The organism is Zoogloea sp. GW822-FHT05C07 (assembly GCF_058800215.1).
On the sequence record NZ_CM179510.1, the window covers coordinates 5,424,526 to 5,449,393 of the forward strand.

General features: G+C 61.6%; 17 protein-coding genes, 2 tRNA genes and 3 rRNA genes. 8 read left to right on the top strand and 14 right to left on the bottom strand.

The features are described 5' to 3' along the window. Window positions 1-101: 101 nt before the first annotated feature. The 5 genes from AC3QL2_RS24785 (at window position 102) to AC3QL2_RS24805 (ending at window position 5,231) form a co-directional block, all read left to right on the top strand. Window positions 102-1,304 (top strand): 3-hydroxybenzoate 6-monooxygenase, encoded by a 1,203-nt coding sequence (locus AC3QL2_RS24785; protein WP_493236008.1) that lies wholly within the window; start codon window positions 102-104, stop codon window positions 1,302-1,304. A gap of 34 nt (window positions 1,305-1,338) precedes the next feature. Then, on the top strand, window positions 1,339-2,394 hold the full coding sequence (locus AC3QL2_RS24790) for a cupin domain-containing protein (RefSeq protein WP_493236007.1): 1,056 nt from the start codon (window positions 1,339-1,341) through the stop codon (window positions 2,392-2,394). A 43-nt stretch (window positions 2,395-2,437) separates the two neighbouring features. Further along, window positions 2,438-3,148, top strand: coding sequence for a fumarylacetoacetate hydrolase family protein (locus AC3QL2_RS24795; RefSeq protein ID WP_493236006.1), 711 nt, complete (start codon window positions 2,438-2,440; stop codon window positions 3,146-3,148). Between the two features lie 3 nt (window positions 3,149-3,151). Then, the gene (gene maiA, locus AC3QL2_RS24800) at window positions 3,152-3,790 is read left to right on the top strand and encodes a maleylacetoacetate isomerase (RefSeq protein ID WP_493236005.1); all 639 of its coding nucleotides are present in this window, start codon (window positions 3,152-3,154) and stop codon (window positions 3,788-3,790) included. Window positions 3,791-3,887: 97 nt separating this feature from the next. After that, entirely contained in the window at window positions 3,888-5,231 is a 1,344-nt protein-coding gene (locus AC3QL2_RS24805) for an MFS transporter (RefSeq protein WP_493236004.1), read from the top strand. A 276-nt stretch (window positions 5,232-5,507) separates the two neighbouring features. On the opposite strand, the gene AC3QL2_RS24810 is transcribed toward AC3QL2_RS24805, so the two are convergent. The 11 genes from AC3QL2_RS24810 to ppsA form a co-directional block, all read right to left on the bottom strand. Further along, window positions 5,508-5,624 carry a hypothetical protein gene (locus AC3QL2_RS24810; RefSeq protein ID WP_493240422.1) on the bottom strand — a complete coding sequence of 39 codons (117 nt, stop codon included), beginning with the start codon at window positions 5,622-5,624 and terminating at the stop codon, window positions 5,508-5,510. Between the two features lie 352 nt (window positions 5,625-5,976). Next, window positions 5,977-6,089 (bottom strand): 5S ribosomal RNA (gene rrf, locus AC3QL2_RS24815). A 118-nt stretch (window positions 6,090-6,207) separates the two neighbouring features. After that, window positions 6,208-9,090: ribosomal RNA gene (locus AC3QL2_RS24820) — 23S ribosomal RNA — on the bottom strand. Window positions 9,091-9,326: 236 nt separating this feature from the next. Then, a tRNA-Ala gene (locus tag AC3QL2_RS24825) sits at window positions 9,327-9,402 on the bottom strand. A gap of 10 nt (window positions 9,403-9,412) precedes the next feature. Then, window positions 9,413-9,489, bottom strand: a tRNA-Ile gene (locus AC3QL2_RS24830). Between the two features lie 137 nt (window positions 9,490-9,626). Continuing rightward, a 16S ribosomal RNA gene (locus tag AC3QL2_RS24835) occupies window positions 9,627-11,164 on the bottom strand. Together the 16S, 23S and 5S rRNA genes with 2 tRNA genes alongside form the textbook arrangement of a ribosomal RNA operon. A 616-nt stretch (window positions 11,165-11,780) precedes the next feature. Then, window positions 11,781-13,199 (bottom strand): ABC transporter permease, encoded by a 1,419-nt coding sequence (locus AC3QL2_RS24840; RefSeq protein WP_493236101.1) that lies wholly within the window; start codon window positions 13,197-13,199, stop codon window positions 11,781-11,783. Continuing rightward, window positions 13,199-14,176, bottom strand: coding sequence for an ABC transporter permease (locus AC3QL2_RS24845; RefSeq protein WP_493236099.1), 978 nt, complete (start codon window positions 14,174-14,176; stop codon window positions 13,199-13,201). Before AC3QL2_RS24845 ends, AC3QL2_RS24840 begins: the two co-directional genes overlap by 1 nt. Before the next feature lie 63 nt (window positions 14,177-14,239). After that, the gene (locus AC3QL2_RS24850) at window positions 14,240-15,100 is read right to left on the bottom strand and encodes an SPFH domain-containing protein (RefSeq protein ID WP_493236098.1); all 861 of its coding nucleotides are present in this window, start codon (window positions 15,098-15,100) and stop codon (window positions 14,240-14,242) included. Continuing rightward, window positions 15,097-15,564, bottom strand: a complete 468-nt coding sequence (locus tag AC3QL2_RS24855) for an NfeD family protein (protein ID WP_493236097.1) — start codon at window positions 15,562-15,564, stop codon at window positions 15,097-15,099. Before AC3QL2_RS24855 ends, AC3QL2_RS24850 begins: the two co-directional genes overlap by 4 nt. A 145-nt stretch (window positions 15,565-15,709) precedes the next feature. Next, on the bottom strand, window positions 15,710-18,076 hold the full coding sequence (ppsA, locus tag AC3QL2_RS24860) for a phosphoenolpyruvate synthase (RefSeq protein WP_493236096.1): 2,367 nt from the start codon (window positions 18,074-18,076) through the stop codon (window positions 15,710-15,712). 268 nt (window positions 18,077-18,344) lie between these two features. Here ppsA and ppsR point away from each other — a divergent pair, with 268 nt between their 5' ends. From ppsR to msrB, 3 genes are all read left to right on the top strand, one after another. After that, window positions 18,345-19,169: a posphoenolpyruvate synthetase regulatory kinase/phosphorylase PpsR gene (gene ppsR, locus AC3QL2_RS24865; protein WP_493236095.1), complete on the top strand. Its 825-nt coding sequence runs from the start codon at window positions 18,345-18,347 to the stop codon at window positions 19,167-19,169. Between the two features lie 59 nt (window positions 19,170-19,228). Then, window positions 19,229-20,398: a DUF2863 family protein gene (locus AC3QL2_RS24870; RefSeq protein WP_493236094.1), complete on the top strand. Its 1,170-nt coding sequence runs from the start codon at window positions 19,229-19,231 to the stop codon at window positions 20,396-20,398. A 71-nt stretch (window positions 20,399-20,469) separates the two neighbouring features. Continuing rightward, window positions 20,470-20,868 (top strand): peptide-methionine (R)-S-oxide reductase MsrB, encoded by a 399-nt coding sequence (msrB, locus tag AC3QL2_RS24875; protein ID WP_493236093.1) that lies wholly within the window; start codon window positions 20,470-20,472, stop codon window positions 20,866-20,868. On the opposite strand, the gene AC3QL2_RS24880 is transcribed toward msrB, so the two are convergent. From AC3QL2_RS24880 to AC3QL2_RS24890, 3 genes are all read right to left on the bottom strand, one after another. Continuing rightward, entirely contained in the window at window positions 20,869-21,555 is a 687-nt protein-coding gene (locus tag AC3QL2_RS24880) for a DUF599 domain-containing protein (RefSeq protein ID WP_493236092.1), read from the bottom strand. It lies immediately after the preceding gene. After that, window positions 21,555-22,484 (bottom strand): alpha/beta fold hydrolase, encoded by a 930-nt coding sequence (locus AC3QL2_RS24885; RefSeq protein ID WP_493236091.1) that lies wholly within the window; start codon window positions 22,482-22,484, stop codon window positions 21,555-21,557. Before AC3QL2_RS24885 ends, AC3QL2_RS24880 begins: the two co-directional genes overlap by 1 nt. Before the next feature lie 68 nt (window positions 22,485-22,552). Next, window positions 22,553-24,751: a DNA internalization-related competence protein ComEC/Rec2 gene (locus tag AC3QL2_RS24890; protein WP_493240322.1), complete on the bottom strand. Its 2,199-nt coding sequence runs from the start codon at window positions 24,749-24,751 to the stop codon at window positions 22,553-22,555. Window positions 24,752-24,868 lie beyond the last annotated feature (117 nt).

The following is a 24,868-nucleotide window of genomic DNA, read 5'->3' on the forward strand; positions in this document are numbered from 1 at the left end:
AACTATTCGATAACGGAAATCAGCCTATTCGATAGATTGCGTTTTCAAAATAGTTGGCGTCTTCCACACTTGATCTACATCAAATCAAACCAGGAGACGCCATGAACACCACCCCCAACGCGCTGCCGGTCATCATCGCCGGTGGCGGCATCGGCGGCCTTGCCGCCGCCCTCGCCCTGACCCGCCGGGGCTTCTCCGTCAAGGTGCTCGAACAGGCCGCGCAGATCGGCGAGATCGGCGCCGGCATCCAGCTCGGCCCCAACGCCTTCCACGCCTTCGACGCCCTCGGTGTCGGTGACAAGGCCCGCAGCCGCGCCGTATACACCGACTACATGATCATGCACGACGCTCTCGACGAGAGCGTCGTCGGCCGCATTCCCACTGGCGAGGCCTTCCGCAAGCGCTTCAGTAACCCCTACGCGGTAATCCACCGGGTGGATGTGCATCTGTCCCTCCTCGAAGGTGCCCAGGAAACCGGCCGCGTCGAGTTCCTGACCTCCACCCACGTCAGCCGCGTCGAGCAGGACGCCGACAGCGTGACGGTGTACGACCAGCACGGCAACGCCCACCGGGGCATCGCGCTGATCGGCGCCGACGGCGTGCGCTCGGTGGTGCGTGAGCAGTTCGTCGGCGATCCGGCCCGCGTCACCGGCCACGTGGTGTACCGCGCCGTGGTGGACAAGAAGGACTTCCCGGAAGACCTGCAGTGGAACGCCGCCAGCATCTGGGTCGGCCCCAACTGCCATCTGGTCCACTACCCGCTGCGCGGCGGCGAGCAATACAACGTGGTGGTCACCTTCCACAGCCGCCAGCAGGAGGAATGGGGCGTCACCGAAGGCAGCGCCGAGGAAGTCCAGAGCTACTTCCAGGGCATCTGCCCGAAGGCCCGCCAGCTCATCGACCTGCCCAAGAGCTGGAAGCGCTGGGCCACCGCCGACCGCGAGCCGATCGGCCAATGGACCTACGGCCGCGTGACCCTGCTTGGCGACGCCGCCCACCCAACCACCCAGTACATGGCCCAGGGCGCCTGCATGGCGATGGAAGACGCGGTCACCCTCGGCGAAGCCTTGCGAGTCCACGACAACGACTTCGTCAAAGCCTTCGACCTCTACCAGCGCTCCCGCGTGGCCCGCACCGCCCGCATCGTACTGTCGTCCCGCGAAATGGGCCGCATCTACCACGCCAAGGGCGTCGAGCGCCTGGTGCGCAACGACCTGTGGAAGGGTCGCAGCGCAGAGCGCTTCTACGACGCGATGGAATGGCTGTACGGCTGGAACGCCGACAACTGCCTGGCCAAAGACTGAGCCCATCCATCCGAACCCGAACAGGAAACCAACCATGCAAGACCAAAGCCGTTTCGACACCCTGGGGCGCCTGGAAGACCTGCCCCTCGACTACCGCGAAGACCTCGCCCGCCTCAACCTCGTGCCCTTGTGGCCGAGCCTGCGCGCCGTGCTGCCCGCCGGCAAGCCGCAACCCAACACCCGGCCGATCCACTGGCCCTACGAAACCCTGCGCCCTCTGCTGATGAAGGCCGGCGAGCTGACCCCCATCGAGAAGGCCGAGCGCCGCGTGCTGGTGCTCGCCAACCCCGGCCACGGCCTCGAGAAGATGCAGGCCAGCGCGGCGATGTACCTGGGCATGCAGCTGCTGCTGCCCGGTGAATGGGCGCCAGCCCACCGCCACACCCCCAACGCGGTGCGGATGATCGTCGAGGGCGAAGGCGCCTACACCACCGTCGATGGCGAAAAGTGCCCGATGAGCCGCGGCGACCTGATCCTCACCCCGACCGGCCTGTGGCACGAGCACGGCCATGACGGCGACGGCCCGGTGGTGTGGTTGGACGTGCTGGACCTGCCGCTGGTGTATTACATGGAGGCCTCCTACCACATCGACGGCGAGCCGCAGGCCATCAAGCCGGGTCGCGGTGACCGTTCCTATGCCCGCGGCGGCGTGGTGCCGACCCAGGTGTTCGAGCGGTCGAACAAGGCCTACCCGATGCTCCGCTACCCGTGGGTGGAAGCCCGCGCCGCGCTGGAAGCCCTGGCCGCCGACCAGCCGGAACTGGACGCCGTGCAGGTCACCTACACCAATCCCGAAACCGGCAGCGACGCGCAGAACATCCTTGGCTTCTACGCACTGATGCTGCGCCCCGGCCAGACGCTCGATTTGCCGGTCCGCTCGCCGGCGATGGTCTTCCACCTGATCGAAGGCGGCATCGATGTGAGCATCGGCGATAACAGCTTCTCCCTCGCCGAGGCCGACACCTGCTGCGCCCCTGGCTACACCCCGGTACGCCTGCGCAACCGCTCCGCCAACAGCCCGGCCTTCGTCTTCATCGCCGACGAGACGCCCCTGCACCGCAAGCTCGGCGTCTTCGAGAACCGCGGCTGAGCCCCCCATATACCCAATACGTCCCATACCAAGGAAAACAGACATGACCCAACAGACCTACCTGTGGAACCCGCAAGCCGTCTTCTCCCTGCCCGTTCAGGGCAGCGAGGCGCGTCTCCCCGTCAAGCGCATCTTCTGCGTCGGCCGCAACTATCACGCCCACGCCGTCGAGATGGAGCGCCCGGTGGACAAGGCCACGATGCGGCCCTTCTACTTCATCAAGGACGCCTCGACGCTGATCGAATCCGGCGCCACCGTACCCTACCCCGCCGGCACCCAGAACTACCACTACGAGATGGAGCTGGTGGTGGCCATCGGCCGCAGCGGCTTCCGCGTCACCGAAGCGGAAGCAGGCGAGCTGATCTATGGCTACGCCGCCGGCCTCGACATGACCCGCCGCGACCTGCAGCTGGTAGCTCGCGAACAGGGCCGTCCTTGGGATCTGGGCAAGAACTTCGAGAAGTCCGCGGTGTGCGGCGAGATCGTGCCGGCCGGCGAACAGGGCGTGCTCGAAACCGGCGCCATCAGCCTCGCCGTCAATGGCCAGACCAAGCAGTCCTCCGACCTCTCCAAGCTGATCTGGAACATCCGTGAGCTGATCGTCGACCTGTCCCAGTTCTACCATCTGGAACCGGGCGACCTGATCTACACCGGCACCCCGGAAGGCGTCGGCGCGGTGAAGTCGGGTGACGTGATCACCGGCCATGTGGATGGCGTCGGCGACGTCCGCCTGACGGTCGGTGCACCCGAGTAAGCCATGAAGCTGCACAACTTCTTCCGCAGCGGCACCTCGCACCGGCTGCGCATCGCGCTGAACCTGAAGGGGCTGGACTACGAGTATCTGCCGGTGGATCTGCGCACCGAGCAGCACCTGGGCCCGGCCTTCAAGGCCCTCAACCCTCAAGGGCTGGTGCCGGCGCTGGAAGCCGGTGGGCAGGTGTTGATCCAGTCGCCGGCCATCATCGAATGGCTCGAGGAGCGCCACCCCGAGCCGCCGCTGCTGCCGAAGGATGCCGCCGCCCGCGCCCGCGTGCGGGCCCTGGCAGCCATCGTCGGCTGCGACATCCACCCGATCAACAACCGGCGCATCCTGGAATACCTGCGCCACACGCTGCACTGTGACGAGGCGGCCATCAACGCCTGGTGCGCCACCTGGATCAGCGCCGGCTTCGACGCCCTCGAGGCCCTGCTGGCCGCCGACACGCAGCGTGGCGCCTTCTGCTACGGCAACACACCGACGCTGGCCGACGTGTACCTGGTGCCCCAGGTGGAAAGTGCCCGCCGCTTCAAGGTGGATGTCGCCCGCTGGCCGCTGATCCAGGCCATCGACGCGGCCTGCCAGCAGCTCAACGCCTTCCGCCGGGCGGCACCCGCTGCACAGCCCGACGCCGGCTAAGCCCGGTTCATCACGACAAACAGAGTGCGCACCGCGATACCACCCGGTATCGCGGAGGCCCCAAGTACGTCCATCCAAAACGAGACGGAGACAAATCATGCCCACGCAGCGCACCGTGAACGTCACGGACTTCATCGCCCACCACGCCCTCAGCCCCTACCAGGTGCTGATCATCGTGCTGTGCTTCCTGATCGTCGCCATCGACGGCTTCGACACCGCGGCCATCGGCTTCCTGGCCCCGGCCATTCGCACCGAATGGCAGCTGACACCGGGCGACATCGCGCCGCTATTCGGCGCCGGACTGGCCGGCCTGATGGCAGGCGCCTTCCTCTTCGGCCCCCTCGCCGACCGCTTCGGGCGCAAGAGCGTCCTCGTGACCTGCGTGCTGTTCTTCGGCCTAGCCAGCCTGCTGTCGGCGTATTCGGGCTCGGCCAGCGAACTGGTGATGTGGCGTTTCCTGACCGGCCTCGGCCTCGGCGGCGCCATGCCCAACTCGGTGACACTGACCTCCGAGTTCTGCCCGGACAAGCGCCGGGCCTTTCTCGTGACCGCGATGTTCTGCGGCTTCACGGTCGGCTCCGCGCTGGGCGGGCTGGCCTCAGCCCATCTCGTCGATGCCTACGGCTGGCGCTCGGTGCTGATGCTCGGCGGCGTGCTGCCACTGGTGCTGCTGCCTGTGCTCGTCTGGCGCCTGCCGGAGTCGGTGCGCTACCTGGTGATGGAGAACAAGGGCTTCCACCGGGTGGCCGCCACGCTGCGCCGCATCGATCCGTCGCAGGACTTCGACGGCGCCCACTTCGTCACCAGCCATCACAAACCCGCCGGCATGCCGGTCAGCCACCTGTTCCGGCCGGATCTGCTGCGCGGCACCCTGCTGCTGTGGCTGACTTTTTTCATGAGCCTGCTGGTCATCTACCTGCTGTCGAGCTGGCTGCCCACCTTCATCAAGAGCACCGGCGTGTCCCTGAAGACCGCGTCGCTGGTCACCACGATGTTCCAGGTCGGCGGTACGGTCGGTGCCATCGTGCTCGGCTGGCTGATGGACCGTGGCACGCCGCACCGGGTCCTGGCCATCAGCTACATGCTCGCCGGCCTGTTCGTCGCAGCAATCGGCAGCCTGTCCGGCAACCCCGTGCTGGCCGGCCTGGCGGTGTTCTGCGCCGGCTTTTGTGTTTCCGGCTCTCAGGTGGGCGCCAACGCGCTGTCCGCCAGCTTCTACCCGACGGACTGCCGCGCCACCGGCGTCAGCTGGGCCAACGGCGTCGGGCGAATGGGTTCAGTGCTCGGCTCGGTGGGCGGCGGCACAATGCTGGCGATGAACCTGCCACTGTCGTCGGTATTCATGATCGTCGGCCTGCCGGCAGTGATCGCCGGCCTCACGACGCTGATGTTCGGACTGCAGCGCAGCCGGCAACAGGCCGCCCAGCCGACGACGGCTTGATATGAATGGGCTGCCCTGTCAGCGGTAGTCCCTGCTGCCATAAAGTAATAATGGTCCCAGCAAATGCCCCCTCCGCCGTTTCCCGCTCGTAATCGACCCCGTACTGATTCAGGCGACATCTGTTAGCGGTTTAGCCTGCTCAATGGCCGGCCTGCAAAGACGCCCGATGGACTTCATCGGGCGTCTTTAATTGTGGCACGGCACTGTCCCAGCAAACGCTTCCCCGGTCACAACCGCTAAAGCAAATGCCTCAGCAGGTGTCTTCATATCCAGAGCCTAATGAAGGTGTTGGTGGTTGTAGAACTGAATCCAGTCGCCGATCACATGGCTGGCGTGCTGCAAGGTTTCGACGCGGTGGCGGTGGAAGCGTTGCGCCTTCAGCGTGCGAATCATCCGTTCCACCAATCCATTCCGCGATGGCGGTATAGGGCGTGATGAACACTTGCTTCAATTGACCAGCACCGTGTAGCAGCGGCTGGTGAAACCCCGGATCGTCCCGATCACGTCTCGTCCTCGCCCAGCAGGGACTGCCATTTTCTCGAGCCCGCAGCGCGTTTTCCATGCCCGGGCCGGCTTCATCAATCCAGGTTTCGATTTCGGACGGTGGTGCGCAAGACATTCGGGTCGTTACGCGGCTGTATGGTGATACGGTAAGGGTTGCGCGGGTTCGGGCGGGTGTTCTTGGTTCCGAATTTCCAATACAAAAAGCCCCCGCAGAGAACTCTGCGGGGGCTTCGATGGGTTAGTCTGACGATGACCTACTTTCACGCACGGCTGTGCACTATCATCGGCGCGGTCTCGTTTCACGGTCCTGTTCGGGATGGGAAGGGGTGGTTCCAAGACGCTATGGTCGTCAGACTATAACTTGTACCGCTCAGGCGCGCTTTCGCGCTGAGCGTCAAAGGGAAGAAGTGTTCTGTGGGGTGTGTGACTGCGCTGTGCGCGGTGTTCATCTTGCACTTTTTTGCAAGGTTATAGGATCAAGCCTCACGGGCAATTAGTACTGGTTAGCTTAACGCATTACTGCGCTTCCACACCCAGCCTATCAACGTCGTGGTCTTCAACGACCCTTCAGGGGAATCAAGTTCCCAGGGATATCTCATCTTGAGGCGAGTTTCCCGCTTAGATGCTTTCAGCGGTTATCTCTTCCGGATTTAGCTACCCGGCGATGCGACTGGCGTCACAACCGGTACACCAGAGATCCGTCCACTCCGGTCCTCTCGTACTAGGAGCAGGCCCCCTCAAATATCCAGCGCCCACGGCAGATAGGGACCAAACTGTCTCACGACGTTTTAAACCCAGCTCACGTACCACTTTAAATGGCGAACAGCCATACCCTTGGGACCGGCTACAGCCCCAGGATGTGATGAGCCGACATCGAGGTGCCAAACTCCGCCGTCGATGTGAACTCTTGGGCGGAATCAGCCTGTTATCCCCAGAGTACCTTTTATCCGTTGAGCGATGGCCCTTCCATACAGAACCACCGGATCACTATGACCTGCTTTCGCACCTGCTCGACTTGTCGGTCTCGCAGTCAAGCCTTCTTTTGCCATTGCACTATCAGTACGATGTCCGACCGTACCTAGAAGACCTTCGTACTCCTCCGTTACCTTTTGGGAGGAGACCGCCCCAGTCAAACTGCCTACCATGCACGGTCCCCGATCTGGATTCACAGACCTAGGTTAGAACCTCAACGACACCAGGGTGGTATTTCAAGGACGGCTCCACCAGAACTAGCGTCCTGGTCTCAGCGCCTCCCACCTATCCTACACAAGTCCCGTCAAAGTCCAATGCAAAGCTACAGTAAAGGTTCATGGGGTCTTTCCGTCTAGCCGCGGGGAGATTGCATCTTCACAAACACTTCAACTTCGCTGAGTCTCAGGAGGAGACAGTGTGGCCATCGTTACGCCATTCGTGCAGGTCGGAACTTACCCGACAAGGAATTTCGCTACCTTAGGACCGTTATAGTTACGGCCGCCGTTTACCGGGGCTTCGATCAAGAGCTTGCACCCCATCACTTAACCTTCCGGCACCGGGCAGGCGTCACACCCTATACGTCCACTTTCGTGTTTGCAGAGTGCTGTGTTTTTAATAAACAGTCGCAGCCACCGATTCTCTGCGGCCTCTTCGCCCTTCGGATGTACTCCTACAAGCTACCGAGGCATACCTTCTCCCGAAGTTACGGTATCAATTTGCCGAGTTCCTTCTCCTGAGTTCTCTCAAGCGCCTTAGTATCTTCTACCTGCCCACCTGTGTCGGTTTGCGGTACGGTCACTCTATGACTGAAGCTTAGAGGCTTTTCCTGGAAGCAGGGTATCAATCACTTCGGTCTCAAAGAGACCTCGTCGTCACGCCTCAGCTAAGCTCTCCGGATTTGCCTAAAGAGCACGCCTACACGCTTAAACCGGGACGTCCAACACCCGGCTGACCTAACCTTCTCCGTCCCCCCATCGCATCATAGAGCGGTACAGGAATATTGACCTGTTTCCCATCGACTACGCATTTCTGCCTCGCCTTAGGGGCCGACTCACCCTGCGTCGATGAACGTTGCGCAGGAAACCTTGGGCTTTCGGCGAGGGTGCTTTTCACACCCTTTATCGCTACTCATGTCAGCATTCGCACTTCTGATATCTCCAGCATCCTTTACAAGACACCTTCACAGACTTACAGAACGCTCCCCTACCATCTCTTACGAGATCCGCAGCTTCGGTTCATGGCTTGAGCCCCGTTACATCTTCCGCGCAGGACGACTCGACTAGTGAGCTATTACGCTTTCTTTAAAGGGTGGCTGCTTCTAAGCCAACCTCCTAGCTGTCTATGCCTTCCCACCTCGTTTTCCACTTAGCCATGTATTTGGGACCTTAGCTGGCGGTCTGGGTTGTTTCCCTCTTGACGATGGACGTTAGCACCCACCGTCTGTCTCCCGTGTATCACTTTCCGGTATTCGGAGTTTGCTATCGCGGGGTAGATCGCAATGACCCCCCCAACGATTACAGTGCTCTACCCCCGGAAGTGTCCGCACGAGGCACTACCTAAATAGTTTTCGGGGAGAACCAGCTATTTCCAAGTTTGTTTAGCCTTTCACCCCTATCCACAGCTCATCCCCTAATTTTTCAACATTAGTGGGTTCGGACCTCCAGTGCGTGTTACCGCACCTTCATCCTGGCCATGGATAGATCACTTGGTTTCGGGTCTACGCCCAGCAACTGAATCGCCCTTATCAGACTCGCTTTCGCTACGCCTCCCCTATCCGGTTAAGCTTGCTACTGAACGTAAGTCGCTGACCCATTATACAAAAGGTACGCAGTCACCCCTTGCGAGGCTCCCACTGTTTGTATGCATGCGGTTTCAGGATCTATTTCACTCCCCTCCCGGGGTTCTTTTCGCCTTTCCCTCACGGTACTGGTTCACTATCGGTCGATCACGAGTATTTAGCCTTGGAGGATGGTCCCCCCATCTTCAGACAGGATTTCACGTGTCCCGCCCTACTTGTCGCACGCTCAGACCCGCCGGCTACTTTTCACATACGGGGCTATCACCCACTATGGCCAAGCTTTCCAGCTTGTTCTGTTAAGTAACCGGTTTAGTCGTGCAGGCTCATCCCCGTTCGCTCGCCACTACTTGGGGAATCTCGGTTGATTTCTTTTCCTCGGGGTACTTAGATGTTTCAGTTCTCCCGGTTCGCTTCCACTGACCTATGAATTCAGTCAGGGATACCTCAAAAGAGGTGGGTTTCCCCATTCGGATATCGGGGGATCAAAGCTCCATTGCCAGCTCCCCCCCGCTTTTCGCAGGCTTGCACGTCCTTCATCGCCTGTGATCGCCAAGGCATCCACCACATGCACTTTGTCGCTTGATCCTATAACGTTGCACTCTGATTGCTCAGAGACAAAGCTATCGACGAACTCGCGCTTGTGCGCATCACCACTGTGCTGGTTCAAAGCCAGCAGTGATGCAAATGCAATCACACAACCCATGTAGCCTCTGTCTCATCAACAGACGCTACACACTTCTTCCACTTTGTTAAAGATCGAACAGTCTTACTGGCAAAAACCAGAACAAAGCACACGCACCGTGCTGCTTTGTTCTGATCTCTGGTGGAGGCAGTCGGGATCGAACCGACGACCCCCGGCTTGCAAAGCCGGTGCTCTCCCAGCTGAGCTATGCCCCCTTTGATCGCTTGGTGGGTCAGGTAGGAATCGAACCTACGACCCCCGCCTTATCAAGACGGTGCTCTAACCGACTGAGCTACTGACCCCCATTACTGTTTCGAGGATCAGCCCAGACAGCCCGACATCAGCCCGCGATGTCTCACTGCCTGACGCCCAGCCTCTCACTGTTCTTTAAAAAACAACCGATAGGTTGTGGATACTCGATTCAGAGGTTTTTCTCTAGAAAGGAGGTGATCCAGCCGCACCTTCCGATACGGCTACCTTGTTACGACTTCACCCCAGTCATGAAGCTCACCGTGGTAAGCGCCCTCCTTGCGGTTAAGCTACCTACTTCTGGTAAACCCCACTCCCATGGTGTGACGGGCGGTGTGTACAAGACCCGGGAACGTATTCACCGCAGCATGCTGATCTGCGATTACTAGCGATTCCGACTTCATGGAGTCGAGTTGCAGACTCCAATCCGGACTACGATCGGCTTTCTGGGATTGGCTCCACCTCGCGGCTTGGCAACCCTCTGTACCGACCATTGTATGACGTGTGAAGCCCTACCCATAAGGGCCATGAGGACTTGACGTCATCCCCACCTTCCTCCGGTTTGTCACCGGCAGTCTCATTAGAGTGCCCAACTTAATGCTGGCAACTAATGACAAGGGTTGCGCTCGTTGCGGGACTTAACCCAACATCTCACGACACGAGCTGACGACAGCCATGCAGCACCTGTGTCCAGGCTCTCTTTCGAGCACCAAGCCATCTCTGGCAAGTTCCTGGCATGTCAAGGGTAGGTAAGGTTTTTCGCGTTGCATCGAATTAATCCACATCATCCACCGCTTGTGCGGGTCCCCGTCAATTCCTTTGAGTTTTAACCTTGCGGCCGTACTCCCCAGGCGGTCAACTTCACGCGTTAGCTGCGTTACTCAATGAGTCTCCTCACCGAACAACTAGTTGACATCGTTTAGGGCGTGGACTACCAGGGTATCTAATCCTGTTTGCTCCCCACGCTTTCGTGCATGAGCGTCAGTACTGGCCCAGGAGGCTGCCTTCGCCATCGGTGTTCCTCCGCATCTCTACGCATTTCACTGCTACACGCGGAATTCCACCTCCCTCTGCCGTACTCGAGTGATGCAGTCACAAACGCAGTTCCCAGGTTGAGCCCGGGGATTTCACATCTGTCTTACATCACCGCCTGCGCACGCTTTACGCCCAGTAATTCCGATTAACGCTCGCACCCTACGTATTACCGCGGCTGCTGGCACGTAGTTAGCCGGTGCTTCTTCTGTCGGTACCGTCATCCCCCCGAGGTATTAACCCGAAGGATTTCTTTCCGACTGAAAGAGCTTTACAACCCGAAGGCCTTCTTCACTCACGCGGCATGGCTGGATCAGGCTTTCGCCCATTGTCCAAAATTCCCCACTGCTGCCTCCCGTAGGAGTCTGGGCCGTGTCTCAGTCCCAGTGTGGCGGATCATCCTCTCAGACCCGCTACGGATCGTCGCCTTGGTAGGCCTTTACCCCACCAACTAGCTAATCCGACATCGGCCGCTCGTATAACGCGAGGTCTTACGATCCCCCGCTTTCCCCCTCAGGGCGTATGCGGTATTAGCGTAACTTTCGCTACGTTATCCCCCATTACACGGCACGTTCCGATGCATTACTCACCCGTTCGCCACTCGCCACCAGGCCGAAGCCCGTGCTGCCGTTCGACTTGCATGTGTAAAGCATGCCGCCAGCGTTCAATCTGAGCCAGGATCAAACTCTTAAGTTCAATCCAAAAACTCCAGAAACCTGACGATTTCTGCAGATACTTCAATTTCTTTGTGGCTTCTGATATAAATCAGTCACCCCTCGAAACCGAGCACCCACACCTATCGGTTGTTCATCTTTTTAAAGAACTGCTGCAGAAGCAGCGAAGAGGTGCGCATTATACAGAGCTTTTTAACCCTGTCAAGCATTTTGTTTCAGCACTTCGAAACAAACTACTTAACGCGCCAGCACCGAAACACACAAACCGCTTCAGCACCGCCTCCTCACCCCGTAGCGCTTATTGCGTAACGCGCTGCAGCGAAAGAGCTGCGCATTATAAAGAGTTATCGGAATGCGTCAACACTATTTGGGAAAATAATTCTCGAGGCGCCGCAGGGACGCCAATGTACGCCTCACCGGCTGCCACTTCGCACACGCCAAAGGATCACATCTGGCTGCGAACCGCACAACAGCGTGCGTCGAAAGGCAGCGGGATCTCACTTTGCGAGACCACAGGCAGCTAGCTCATGAGTGGACTCCGCCCGTCATGGCAGCTTCACTCAGCCAAGCTTAATTCCAAAGCTGCGATCATCCCGTACCAGCCCGGCACTCGCTATCGGTCAGGAGATGACAGAACGTCAGCTCGCACGGGGGTCGAACGCATCTCTTACGCAATCCGCGAATAGATTGGCTACGAGTACCAGCACAAACATGAAGCAAAACGCTGCAATCAGGCTCCACCAGACCATGGGCTCTCGAGCCAATTCCATCCGCGCGGCGTTGATCATCGTGCCGAAGCTGATCGTTTCCGGATCCACGCCAATCCCAACGTAGGAAAGAACAGCCTCGGCAAGCACCAGACCGGAGAAGTCCATGACCAGAGAGATCAAGACCAGATGAAGCAGGTTGGGCAGGAGGTGACGATAGAGGATTCGCGCTGCCGACACACCGAATGCCCGAGCAGCCTGCACATACTCCGACTCACGCAATTTCAGGGTCTCACCACGCAGTAGCCGACAAAGGCCTGTCCAGTTCGTCATCCCAAGAATGACGCACAGAGCGAGGAGCCGTGCATCGGAGCGATCTGCTGCGGTCTCGAACCAATTCGGATGGGTATCTATGACCACCTGCATCATCAGTACGGCAGCTGCGATCAGCAACACTCCCGGAATCGAATTAAGGACGGTGTAGACATACTGAATTGCGTCATCAACCCATCCGCCGAGGTAGCCCGCCATGATTCCAAGGACTACAGCCAAGGGCAGCGTAACCAGCGTTGTCAGCGTTCCGATGACCAACGCTGTCCGAATACTCTTCAAGGCCAGATAGAAGACATCCCGCCCCACCTTGTCCGTACCGAAGACATGGTATTCCATGGCCAAAGCCAGCAACGGCCCCATCACGAACAGCACGACACCCATTGTTGCTAGCACGGAGCGCCACGCCAGACCACCCTTTCCTCTCCAGATGGCCCGCCAGGCAGCCCCCACAGGCACCTTGCGCGAGCGCGCCACGATTGCGACTAGCACTGCAGCAAAGGCTGCCCAAGCACCGGCCGCTATCGCCAACCCAATCCCGACCCGCCCAAATACGTCACCTGCGTAATCATCCTCAGGATATTGCAGGTCCGCACCACCGAACTTCAGGCGGGGAAAATCCCTTCGCTGCACCCCGTCTGCGCCCTCCTGCGTTTCCTTGGCGAACAGGATATAGGCCAAGGGTGCGGAATAAGTCTTCTCCACCCGCGCGCGCAAAGGCGCCGCCATCGCGTCGAAGAGGCTCAATACTTCCGTCGACAGCACCCGCTTGTTCGTCACCCCAGCCGCATCCCCCACCGGGGCAAGGCGGGAACGGTAATGCAGGCTGTCAGCCAAACCCACCATCAGAAACAGCAGCAGCAGCGTGAGAGACACCATGCCAGCATTGCTCTCTCCCACTCTGCGCCATGCGGCACACATCTGCTCGCTGCCTCGAGCCCGCATCAGTGCCAACAACACGCCGACAAACAAGACAAACAAAAGCGCATCGGTCCACAGCAGGATGGGCTGAAAAGACATCATTCGAGCCTCACCCGCGGATCAACCAGCGTATAGGAAAGATCCGTCAGGATCAGCCCCATGATGTACAGCAGGGCGCCGATGAAAACCATTGCCCGAACCACAAGGAAATCCTGCGCATTGATCGCATCGATCGTGTAGCTCCCCAACCCCGGAATCCCGAAGAAGGACTCATAAAGCAGACTGCCCATGAACAAGGACGGAATGACCACCACAACACCTGTCAGGATCGGAATCATCCCATTCTTCAGGACATGTCTGAAAAGAGCTTGTAATTCCGACAGCCCCTTGGCGCGCGCGGTACGCACATAGTCCTTCCCCGCCTCCTCAAGGAAGATGGTCCGGTACCAACGGGCACTGCCGCCGACACCGGCAACCACGCCGATCACGACGGGCAGCACCAGGAAGCGCGCTACATCCGCCCCCGCCCCATAGCCGGAAATCGGCACGAGATGCCAGACCTTCGAAACGAGCCACTGCCCGCCGATGATGTAGAACAAGCCGGATATCGACATCATGCCGACACACAACACGACGCCCCAGAAATCCAGGTAAGAGGCACGGAAGAATACGAGCAGCAGCGCCAACGCGACCGTCACGAACAATCCCAGCACGAACGTCGGCAGCGCAATCGCAAGCGACGGCCCCATCCGATCCTGGATCTCCTTCGCGATATCACGCCCGTCATCCGCGCGGCCGAAGTCGAAAACGAACATCCGCAGCGACTTCTCGAAAAAGACCGTCTCGGTGAAGCGCCCCACTCCGGCTACCGTGTCATTCAGGAACAACGGCTTGTCGTAGCCGCGCTCCACCTTCCAGCGCTGGATCGCCTCCGGCGTCACCCGCTTGACCCCAAGTTGCATCCGGGCCATGTCATCGGGCGTATTCACGACGAAGAACAGCGCAAAGGTCAACAGATTGACACCGATGAGGATCAGCGGTGCGTAAAGCAGTCGTCGAACGATGTATGCAAACATGGGGCCTATCCTACAGGGGCAAACGCCCCTGGAAAATTCCCCTCGTGCAAATCATCGGCCCAATCAATGCCTGATCGCACCACCGATCAAGCCGCGTACCGCCTCCTGCAGGTCGGCCGGCAGGACGACGACCCGAGCACTTTCGGAAGCCCCGAGGCGCTCCAGGGACGCGATGTACTTCTCGCCGAGCAGGAACAGCATCGGCGCGGTCTCGGTGCCCACGGCCGCACTCACGCGCCGGATAGCCTCGGCCGACGCCTCGGCAAGCATCACTTGCGCGTTCGCATCGCGCTTCGACGCCTCAAGACGCGCTTCGGCCTCAAGAATCGCAGCTTGCTTCGCCCCTTCGGCGCGTGTCACGACGGCCTTGCGCTCCCGTTCGGCGGACGCCTGCTGTTCCATGGCTTTCTGCATCGAGGGCGACGGCTTGATGTCCTGGATCTCCACCGACTTGACGGTCAGCCCCCAATCCACCGCTTCATCGGCAATGCTCTCGCGCAGCCGCGCCTTGATCTTGTCCCGGCTGGACAGGGCTTCGTCAAGCTCCATCTCGCCGATGATCGATCGCAGGGTCGTCATGATCATGTTGCGGATCGCCTCGGAGAAATCCGTGACGCCATAGACTGCCTTCACGGGGTCGGTCACCTTCATGAAGGCGATCGCATTGGTGAGGATGACGGCGTTGTCCCGGGTGATGACCTCCTGCTCCTGGACGTCAAGGATGATGTCCTTGGTCACCAACTTGTAGGCCACCTGATCCAGATAGGGAATGATGATGTTGAGGCCAGGCTTCAGCGTTCCGAAGTACTTTCCGAGACGCTCGACGATCCACTCCTCGCCCTGCGGCACGATGCGCACCCCCTTGGCGATGGTAACGACGACAAAGACCAGAACGGCCATGACCACGACAAAAGCTGCACTCATTGACTTCTCCCCTGAAGCGAATTCGCCTTCTCTACCCTGAGGAAACTCCCCTCCACCGCCACGACCCTGACACGCTCGCCTGCCGCGACGGGCTCATCCACCACGCACTCCCACTCATCCGAACCCAGCAAGGGTTTCTGGAAGCGCACCCGGCCGCGCTCGAAGGGCGCCGCCGGCTTCGACATCATTCCCACCTCACCGATGGAGTCCCCATCCGACTGCCCGATACGGGTCTTGTGATCGCTCCGTTTGAAGACGCGGAACCACAACACCACCATTGCCAGCGACGCGAGAATCCACAGGGCCAGCTGGACCGTCATTCCCAAGGCCGGCAGCAGCGCCAGGACCAGCCCGACAAGCAGCGCACCGAGGCCGAACCAGATGACAAAGAATGCCGGCACCGCCAACTCGGCAATCACCAGCGCGATTCCCAACACGATCCAGTGCCACCACTCGAACCCCATGCTTCCTCCTCGCCTGCCGTAACGATGACGTCCGTATCGCGACACTATCAGAGGCGCATGGCTCCTGACCACAGGGAGCCGCCCCGGAATGCAAAAAGGCCGGGTTACCCCGGCCTTTTTGGTCAAACACGACAGGAAGTCGGCATCAAGCCTGGCTGTGGGCAGCCAGCTTCAACCACGTATCCACAACCGTATCCGGGTTGAGGGAGATGGTCTGGATACCTTCGTCCATCAGCCATTCCGCAAAGTCGGCATGGTCGGACGGGCCCTGGCCACAGATACCGACATACTTGCCGAGCTTGTTGGCGCTCTGGATGGCCATCGACAGCAGCTGCTTGACGGCGGGATCACGCTCGTCGAAGGAGTGCGCCACCAGACCGGAGTCGCGGTCCAGGCCCAGGGTCAGCTGGGTCAGGTCGTTGGAGCCGATGGAGAAACCATCGAAGATCTCCAGGAACTGGTCGGCCAGCAGTGCGTTGGACGGGATCTCGCACATCATGATCAGCTTGAGGTCGTTCTCGCCCTGCTTCAGGCCGTGCTCGGCCAGCAGCTCGACTACGCCCTTGGCTTCGTCCAGGTTGCGCACGAAGGGCACCATCAGCTGAACGTTGGTCAGGCCCAGCTCGTTGCGCACCTTCTTCATCGCCGCGCATTCGAGCTCGAAGCAGTCACGGAAGCTGTGGGCGATGTAGCGGGACGCGCCGCGGAAGCCCAGCATGGGGTTTTCTTCTTCCGGCTCGTAGATCTCGCCGCCCAGCAGCTTGCGGTACTCGTTCGACTTGAAGTCGGACAGGCGGACGATCACGGGCTTCGGGTAGAAAGCCGCAGCGATGGTGGCAACACCTTCCACCAGCTTCTCGATGAAGAACTGCTTCGGCGTGGCGTAGCCGCGGGAACGGCGGGTAATTTCCGCACGCAGGCTGGCCGGCACCTGGTTGATTTCGAGGATCGCCTTCGGGTGGATGCCGATCATGTTGTTGATCACGAACTCGAGACGGGCCAAGCCGACGCCGCCGTTCGGGATCTGCGCGAATTCGAAGGCCAGCTCCGGGTTGCCGACGTTCATCATGATCTTCACCGGGATGTCGGGCAGGTTGCCCATGTCGGTGGTGACCACTTCGAAGTCCAGCTTGCCGCGGTACACATAGCCAGTATCGCCTTCGGCGCAGGACACGGTGACTTCGTCGTTCTCTTCCAGCACTTCGGTGGCGTTGCCGCAACCGACGATGGCCGGGATGCCCAGCTCACGGGCGATGATCGCCGCGTGACAGGTACGGCCGCCGCGGTTGGTGACGATGGCGGAAGCACGCTTCATCACCGGCTCCCAGTTCGGGTCGGTCATGTCGGTGACGAGGATGTCGCCAGCCTTCACGCGATCCATCTCGGAAGCGTCCTTGACGATGCGAACGTGGCCGGCGCCGATCTTCTGACCGATGGCGCGACCATGGGTGATGGACTTGCTGTACTGCTTGAGACGGTACTTCTCCATCACGTGGCCGGACTGCTGGCTCTTCACGGTTTCCGGACGGGCCTGCAGGATGTACAGCTTGCCGTCGTCACCGCTCTTGCCCCACTCGATGTCCATCGGACGACCGTAGTGCTTTTCGATGATGGACGCGTAGCGACCGAGCTCCAGCACGTCTTCGTCGGTCAGCGAGTAAACATTGCGCTCGGCTTCGGCGACGTCGATGGTGCGGGTGGATTTGCCGGCTTCTTTCTTTTCGGCAAAGACCATCTTGATCAGCTTGGAGCCGAGGTTGCGGCGAATGATCGCCGGCTTGCCCTCGGCCAGCGTGGCCTTGTGAACGTAGAACTCGTCCGGGTTCACCGCGCCCTGCACGACGGTTTCGCCGAGGCCGTAGGAGGCGGTGATGAACACCACGCCGTCGAAGCCGGATTCGGTATCCATCGTGAACATCACGCCGGAAGCACCGATGTCGGAGCGCACCATGCGTTGCACGCCGGCGGACAGGGCGACTTCAGCGTGGGTGAAGCCCTTGTGCACGCGGTAGGCGATGGCACGGTCGTTATAGAGCGACGCGAACACTTCCTTGATGGCGTGCAGGATGTTTTCGTAGCCGTGGATGTTCAGGAAGGATTCCTGCTGGCCAGCGAAAGACGCGTCGGGCAAGTCTTCGGCGGTCGCGGAGGAGCGCACGGCAAAGCTGCCGTCGCCTTCAGCGGTGAGCTGCTCGTAGGCGGCCTTGATCTCGGCCTCGAGAGCCGGCGGGAAGGGGGTGTCGACGATCCACTGACGGATCTGGGCGCCGGTCTTTGCCAGAGCTACCACGTCATCCACGTCCAGGCTTTCGAGTGCGCCGCTGATGCGCTCAGCCAGACCCTGATGGGACAGGAACTCGCGGTAGGCATCGGCAGTGGTGGCGAAGCCACCGGGAACGCGTACGCTGGACGGCAGCTGGCTGATCATTTCGCCGAGGGAGGCGTTCTTGCCGCCGACCTGCTCGACATCGGACATGCGCAGCTCTTGGAAAGGAATGACGTTACGGGCCATAAAAGGACTCATCCTGGGGAGGTAATGGAGAAAGTAAATCTGGTCGACTCACGTCGTCGGGCCGTATTGTAAGTCGTTTTGTTGCCCTGCCGCATGCAGGGTTTATCCTAACCATACCCACTTCAGGCGAGATGCATATCGCAGCCATCGAGATGGCACCGGCGCATCCGGGGCTCAAACGGAGCCCGACGGCCAGAATGGGATAAGATGCAGACCTGCCTTGGCCTGCCGGCCGGCAAACATGTCCTTTTCCCCAGTTGGCACGTTCATGACTCAGACCCGCCCCGTATTCTTCATCTCCGACGGAACAGGCATCACGGCCGAGACCCTTGGCCACAGTCTTCTAGCGCAGTTTCCGGAATCCCGTTTCCGCAATCACCGCATGCCCTTCATCGATTCCCCGGAGAAGGCCCGCGACTGTGCACTCAAGATTCGGGATGCGGCCATCGAGAGCGGCCTGCGGCCCATCGTCTTCAATACGCTGGTGGATCCGGAAGCCGTGGCCGCACTGCGCGAAGCCGACGCGCTGTTCCTCGACCTGTTCGAGAAGTTCATCGAACCACTGGAGAGCGAACTCGGACAGCGTTCGACGCACACGGCCGGGCGCTTCCATGGCATTGCCGACAGTCAGGACTACAAGAAGCGCATCGAGGCGATCAATTTCACGCTGGCCCACGATGACGGCGTTTCCAATGCCGACCTCGAAGAGGCGGACGTGATCCTGGTCGGCGTATCGCGCTCGGGCAAGACACCGACCAGTCTTTACCTTGCAATGCAGTTTGGCATCAAGGCCGCCAACTATCCGCTGATCCCCGAGGATTTCGAGCGCAACAAGCTGCCTGGCGAGCTGTCCCGCTTCCGCCACAAGCTGTTCGGCCTGACCATCGGCCCGGACCGCCTGTCCCAGATCCGCCAGGAACGCCGCCCCAACAGCCGCTACGCATCCCTCGACAACTGCCTGGCGGAAATCGAGGCTGCCCAGCGCATGATGAAGCGCGAAGGCATCAAGTGGCTCGACTCCACCACCAAATCCATCGAAGAAATCTCCACCATCATCCTGCAGGAAGTGCGCATCGATCCTCTCACCTATTAAGGCAGGGAATCCCCCACCGACGTGCACTGTCCAACCCATAACTACACGGAGAGCCCCCGATGAAACGTAATCGACTCGGGCGTCGCGGCGGACTGCCGCGGGACGCCGAACAATTGCTGTGGCTCGCCAACGGTCTTGCCGATTCGAGCAGCCGCGCCGAAGACCACTTCTGGGACCTGCGCCTGGCCGCCGCGGTGGATCAGCTGCTGAGCGCCGAGGACGAGGACACCCTGACGACGGCCCTCGACCACCTCAGCACGGCCAGCGTCCACGCCTACGACGAACTCGCCGACATGATCGAGTCGCGGGCCGAAGGCGCCCTCAAGTCCGACGACCAGCAGGATGTGCTGCTGATCGCCGTGCCGGTGATGGCCTGGTCTCGCTACCGCATTCCGGCAGCACCGATCGCCGCTGCCGTGATGGCCAACCTGCGTGTGCAGCTCAAGGCCCACGTGCTGGCCAACAGCGTCAAGCTGGCCCTCGCCGACTTCCTGTTCAGCCCCGACCAACTGCCGCAGGGCTACTGCGCCACCGCCGACCTGGCCACCCATATCGGCCGGGCCGCGGAGAACGACAGCGACCTGCACATCAAGACCGACAACCTGCCGGAGACCGCCCAGTTCCTGTCCGACAACCGCTACATACTCGGCGCGGTCATCGTCCCGAAGGGCGCTCCGATCTTCCGCTGGCAGGAAGAGGACTGCACCCGCGACCAGGCCCTGGAGCAGTGGCGCGCCCAGGGCGGCGCCTGCATCACCCCGCTGCTCACCGGCTGCGCTTTCGAAGTCGTCCTGCCTGACGCCTACTTCGCCGCCAGCCGCGAGGCGGACAAGATGTCCCGCCCCTACTCCATCCAGGCTTCGGTTGCCTTCCTGAGCACCACGCTGGACGCTCCGGCCGCCAATCTGCGGGCGGTCGTGGCACCGTTCTTCGAGCGGCAGGTGGAGGAGTTCCGCATCGGCTTCACGCTGCGCGGGCAGAACGACGTGGTGCACGGCGTGGTGTGGCCGCTTCTCGGCGCAGAGGACGAAAGCGTCGAGACCCTCGGCCAGATCGAGGCCACCCTGCGTGCCTGCGGCATCACCGACATCCTGACCCTCGACAACGAGTTCCCGATGGAATACTGCGACGACTGCGGCGCCCCCATGTATCCCTCGCCCGAAGGCGAAGCCGTACATGCCGAACTGCCGGAGGAGCAGGCAGAGCAGATGCCCAAGCATCTGCACTGACCCTTCCCCGACGGGTGGGAACCTTCCCGCCCGTCGGACGCTCCATCCGGCATCCCTTACCGGAGACATCCATGAGCCGCAAGATCGAAAAGACCGACGCCGAATGGCGCGCCCAGCTGTCCCCCGAGGAATACGTGGTCACCCGCCAGAAAGGCACCGAGCGCGCCTTCACCGGCCGTTACTGGGACTGCCACGAACAGGGCAAGTACGTGTGCACCTGCTGCGGCGCCGACCTGTTCTCATCCGAGCACAAGTATGACTCCGGCTGCGGCTGGCCGAGCTTTCATAGCGCGGCAGCCCCGGATAACGTCGAAGAGGCCGAGGACCGCAGCCACTTCATGCTGCGCACCGAAGTTTTGTGCCACAACTGCGGCGCGCATCTGGGGCATGTTTTCGAAGATGGCCCCGCCCCCACGGGGCTGCGCTACTGCATCAATTCCGTCTCGGTAAAGCTCGAGCAGGACAGCTGATCAAGCGCGCATCGCCGAGTAGGTGTGAGACAGGAAATCGCGCCGGTACAACACCAGCACTATGAAGCTCGTCACCGCAAAGAACAGCCACGGATGCACGAACCAGAACACCGCGGCCAGGCCGAAGTAATAGGCCCGGATGCCGCGGTTGAACTCGTCCCCGGCCAGGGAATTCACCTTGGCGAAGCGCTGCACGTCCTCTTCCGTACCCTCCCCCGGCGGCGGCGCCGCCCCGATCAGGATGGACAGCATGTTGAACTGCCGCAGCGACCAGGTGAACTTGAAGTAGGCCACCACGAAGACCATCAGCAGCAGCAGTAGCTTGACCTCCCACACCTCCCGCGACACGTGCCGCGCAAACGGCAGGTCGGAAGCGGCATCGATCAGCTTGTCCACCGTGCCGAGCAGCGCCAGCAAACCTGCAATCACGTAGATCGTGGTGTTGGCGTAGAAGGACACATTCTGCATCAGATTGCCAACCAGCCCGGAATCCGCCACACGCACCTCACGGCGCAGCATCTGCCGGCCCCATTCCAGGCGGAAAGCGTGGCTCGCCCCCATCAGGCCGCGCATCGTGCCGCCAGGGCCATGCTCGACGAGCCAGCCATAGCCGGCCCAGCAGAAGATGAACCAGCTCACCGCCACCCAGTCCACGACGCTGAAGGCCGTCAGCCACGCGCCCTGCATCAACACGCCTCCAGCAGGAAATCACGGATCGGCGCGATCTGGGCCGAATCCATCAGCGTCGGCGCATGGCCCACGTCGGGAATCTCGACGACCCGCGCCCGCGGGCCCCGCGCGCCCATCTGACGTACCGTGTCAGGCTGCAGCAGGTCGGAATCCGCCCCCCGCAGAACCAGCGTGGGGCAGCCGATGGCTTCATAGATCGGCCACAGATTCACGTCAACCATCTGCGGATCGCGGAAGGCATCGCCGATCGCCGGGTCGTAGCGCATCGCCCAGCCGCCATCCACCTGCTTGACGGACGGCTCGGTCAGATGGCGCCACTGGGCATCGCTGAGGTGCCCGAAGGGTGCGCTGACCGCCCGTACATAGGCCTCGGCTGCCTCGTAGCTCGGGAAGACCGGTGCTTGTCCCACGTACTGCCCGATACGGAGCAGGGACTCCGCCGGCAGCACCGGCCCGACGTCGTTCAGCACCAGACGCCGGATCGGATTGTCCGGCAGGCTGGCCAGCACCATGCCGATCAGGCCACCCATGGACGTCCCGACCCAATGCACGGTCTCGACGTCGAGGCGGGCGATCAGCGTCACCATGTCTGCCACATAGGTGGGCAGCTGGTAATCGGCTTTCACCGGCAGCCAGCTGCTCTGCCCACGCCCGACCACGTCCGGACACACCACCCGGTAATGGGCGGCCAGGGCTCGGGCCAAGTCGTCGAAATCGCGGCCATTACGGGTCAGGCCATGGACACACAGCAACACGCGGGGATTATCCGGATCGCCCCACTCTGTATAGGCCATCCGGTGCAGCCCATGGGGCGAGGCGCATTGCACGCTACGCAGCCGGGGCTCAGGGGAGGATGTGGCTGCGGAATCGGAAGGCACAACCTGCAAGGGGGTAAACAGGCGGCGATAAGGCTCGAAAATGCTCATGGGGAAACCCGCTGCGCTCACTGACTGGGAATGGCCGAAGGATAACATTCGCCGCGGGCAGTCCGTCCTCATCGCCCGTGCCAATAGCGTGGAAAGACCTCGCGGGCCGTATCCACCTGCACCTCTCCCGCCCTCAGCTGGACCCGCACCGCGCCACTGACATCCGTCCGCAGCAGGCACGCGCCGCTGGCCGCCCAGCGCGCCCACACGTCGGGATTCGGATGACGGAAACGGTTGCGATAGCCCACCGGGAAAATCACCCAGCGCGGAGACGTGGCTGCGATGAAGGACGGCGTGGACGAGGTCCGGCTTCCGTGATGGGGCGCCACGACCACATCGCTGACCAACGCCGCCGGATCGCGCCCGAGCAGCCCCGCCTCGGAGACCGCTTCGATGTCGGAACTGAGCAGCATGCGTCGCCCACCCGCCTCCACCTGAAGCACACAGGACCCGTCATTGCTCTTGCGTGGGGCATCGCCGCCGACGGGATGCAGCACCGAAAAGCGCACGCCGTCCTGCTCCCAGCCCTGTCCAGCCGCACAAGCGCGCCCCCTGCGATCGGCGATCAGGCGTACGGGATGATTCTCCGGCAGGGAGAACAGGACAGATCCGACCGGGATGCCGGCCAGCACGGCCTCGGCGCCACCGGCATGATCGTTGTCCTGGTGCGTCACCACCAGCGTGTCGAGTCGGCGCACACCCATCGCGCGCAGATAGGGCAGCAAAATCCGCTCGCCGCTGTTGGCATCGGCGGAAAAAGCCGGGCCGGTGTCGTAGATCAGGTCGCTGTTGGTCGTCTGCACATGCACCGCCAGGCCTTGCCCGACGTCCAGCACGGCAACCCAGGCCTCGCCCGGCGGTGGGCGCGGCGGTGTCCACGTCACCATGGGCACCAACATCGCCAGCCCCAGCCAGCGCACGGGCGTCCCTCGCGGCAGCAGCGCCCACAGGCAGCCCAGGGTGGCGAGAACGGCCAGCTCAGGGGGTGGCGCCGCTTGCTGCCACTGGGCCATCGGCAATTCCGCCAGCCACTCGATCGGCACCATCGTCACCACCAGCGCCATGTGAGCCACATCAGCCAACATCTGCAGCGGCAAGACCGCGTAAGCGATGGCCAGCGGTGTGACGACAAAGCTGATCAGCGGAATGGCGATCCCGTTCGCCACAGGTGAAATCACCGAGAACTGATGGAACAGCACCAGCAAGGCCGGGACCAGCCCCAGCGTCACCGCCCACTGGGCACGCAAGGCCTCGTGCAACCAGCCGGCGTTGCGCAGACGCCCGCTACCGACCAGCAACAACAGCGCCACCGCGCCGAACGACAGCCAGAAGCCCGCCGCCAGGATCGCCCAGGGGTCGATAAGCAGGACGACCAGCAGCGCGAAAGCCAGCACCCGGCTCGGCTCGGTCTCCCGACGCAGCAGCAGGGCCAGCGCAACACAGCCGAGCATGTACAGCGTACGCTGGGCCGGTACGCCCCAGCCGGCCAGCAGGCAATACCCGAAGGCCGCCAGAAACCCGGCCAGCACGGCGGCCTGCTGGGCTGGCCAGCGCAATGCCAGCCGTGGGCAGCGCCGCCAGGCCCACCCCAATCCGCCGGCCACCAGAGCCGCCAGCATCGTGACATGGGCGCCGCTGATGGCCACAAGGTGCGCAATCCCCGTGCGGGCAAAGATCTGCCATTGCTCCTGACTGATCGCCCGCTGATCGCCGATCGCCAGCGCGACCAGCACGCCCCTGTAGGCGGCGTCGGGCAAGGCCTCCTGGAAACGCGCCCGGATGTGCTCCCGGGAGCGCTCGACGAGGTTCATGATTCCCGGCACGAAGGCATCGAGACGCTGATTCGCCCGATCCGGGCGTACATAGCCGGTGGCCCGGATTCCCTGCTCCAGCAACCAGCCTTCGTAGTCGAAGCCGTGGGGATTGACGTTGCCGTGGGGGCGCTTGAGGCGGACGGTAAACCGCCATCGCTCACCGGCGTGGAGTGCCGGCAGCGTGTGCCACTCGTCGTCTCGGAAACCCTTGTACCAGGCCAGCGACAGCATTTCCGGCACGCCCTCAACGCCACCCTCGACGCGAAACGTGAAGCGCAGCCCTCGTTCGAAGTCCTGCGGCAGGCTGGCGATCACCCCCGTCACCATCACATCCTGCCCTTCGAGCACCATCGGCAACGCGTCGGCAAGGCGTAGTTCTGCACGCCAGGCCGCGAAGCCCCATCCGGCCAGAACGGTCGCCAGCAACAGCAGCGCTTTGGCGGCCGTCCTCATTCGCAACCACGCAACGAGCGAAGCAAGGAGCAGGCCGGCGGCAGCCGCGAGGAGAAGCCCCAGGACGCCTTCCAACGACGGCAGCATCGCCGCCATCTGGCAACCGAGAATCCCCGT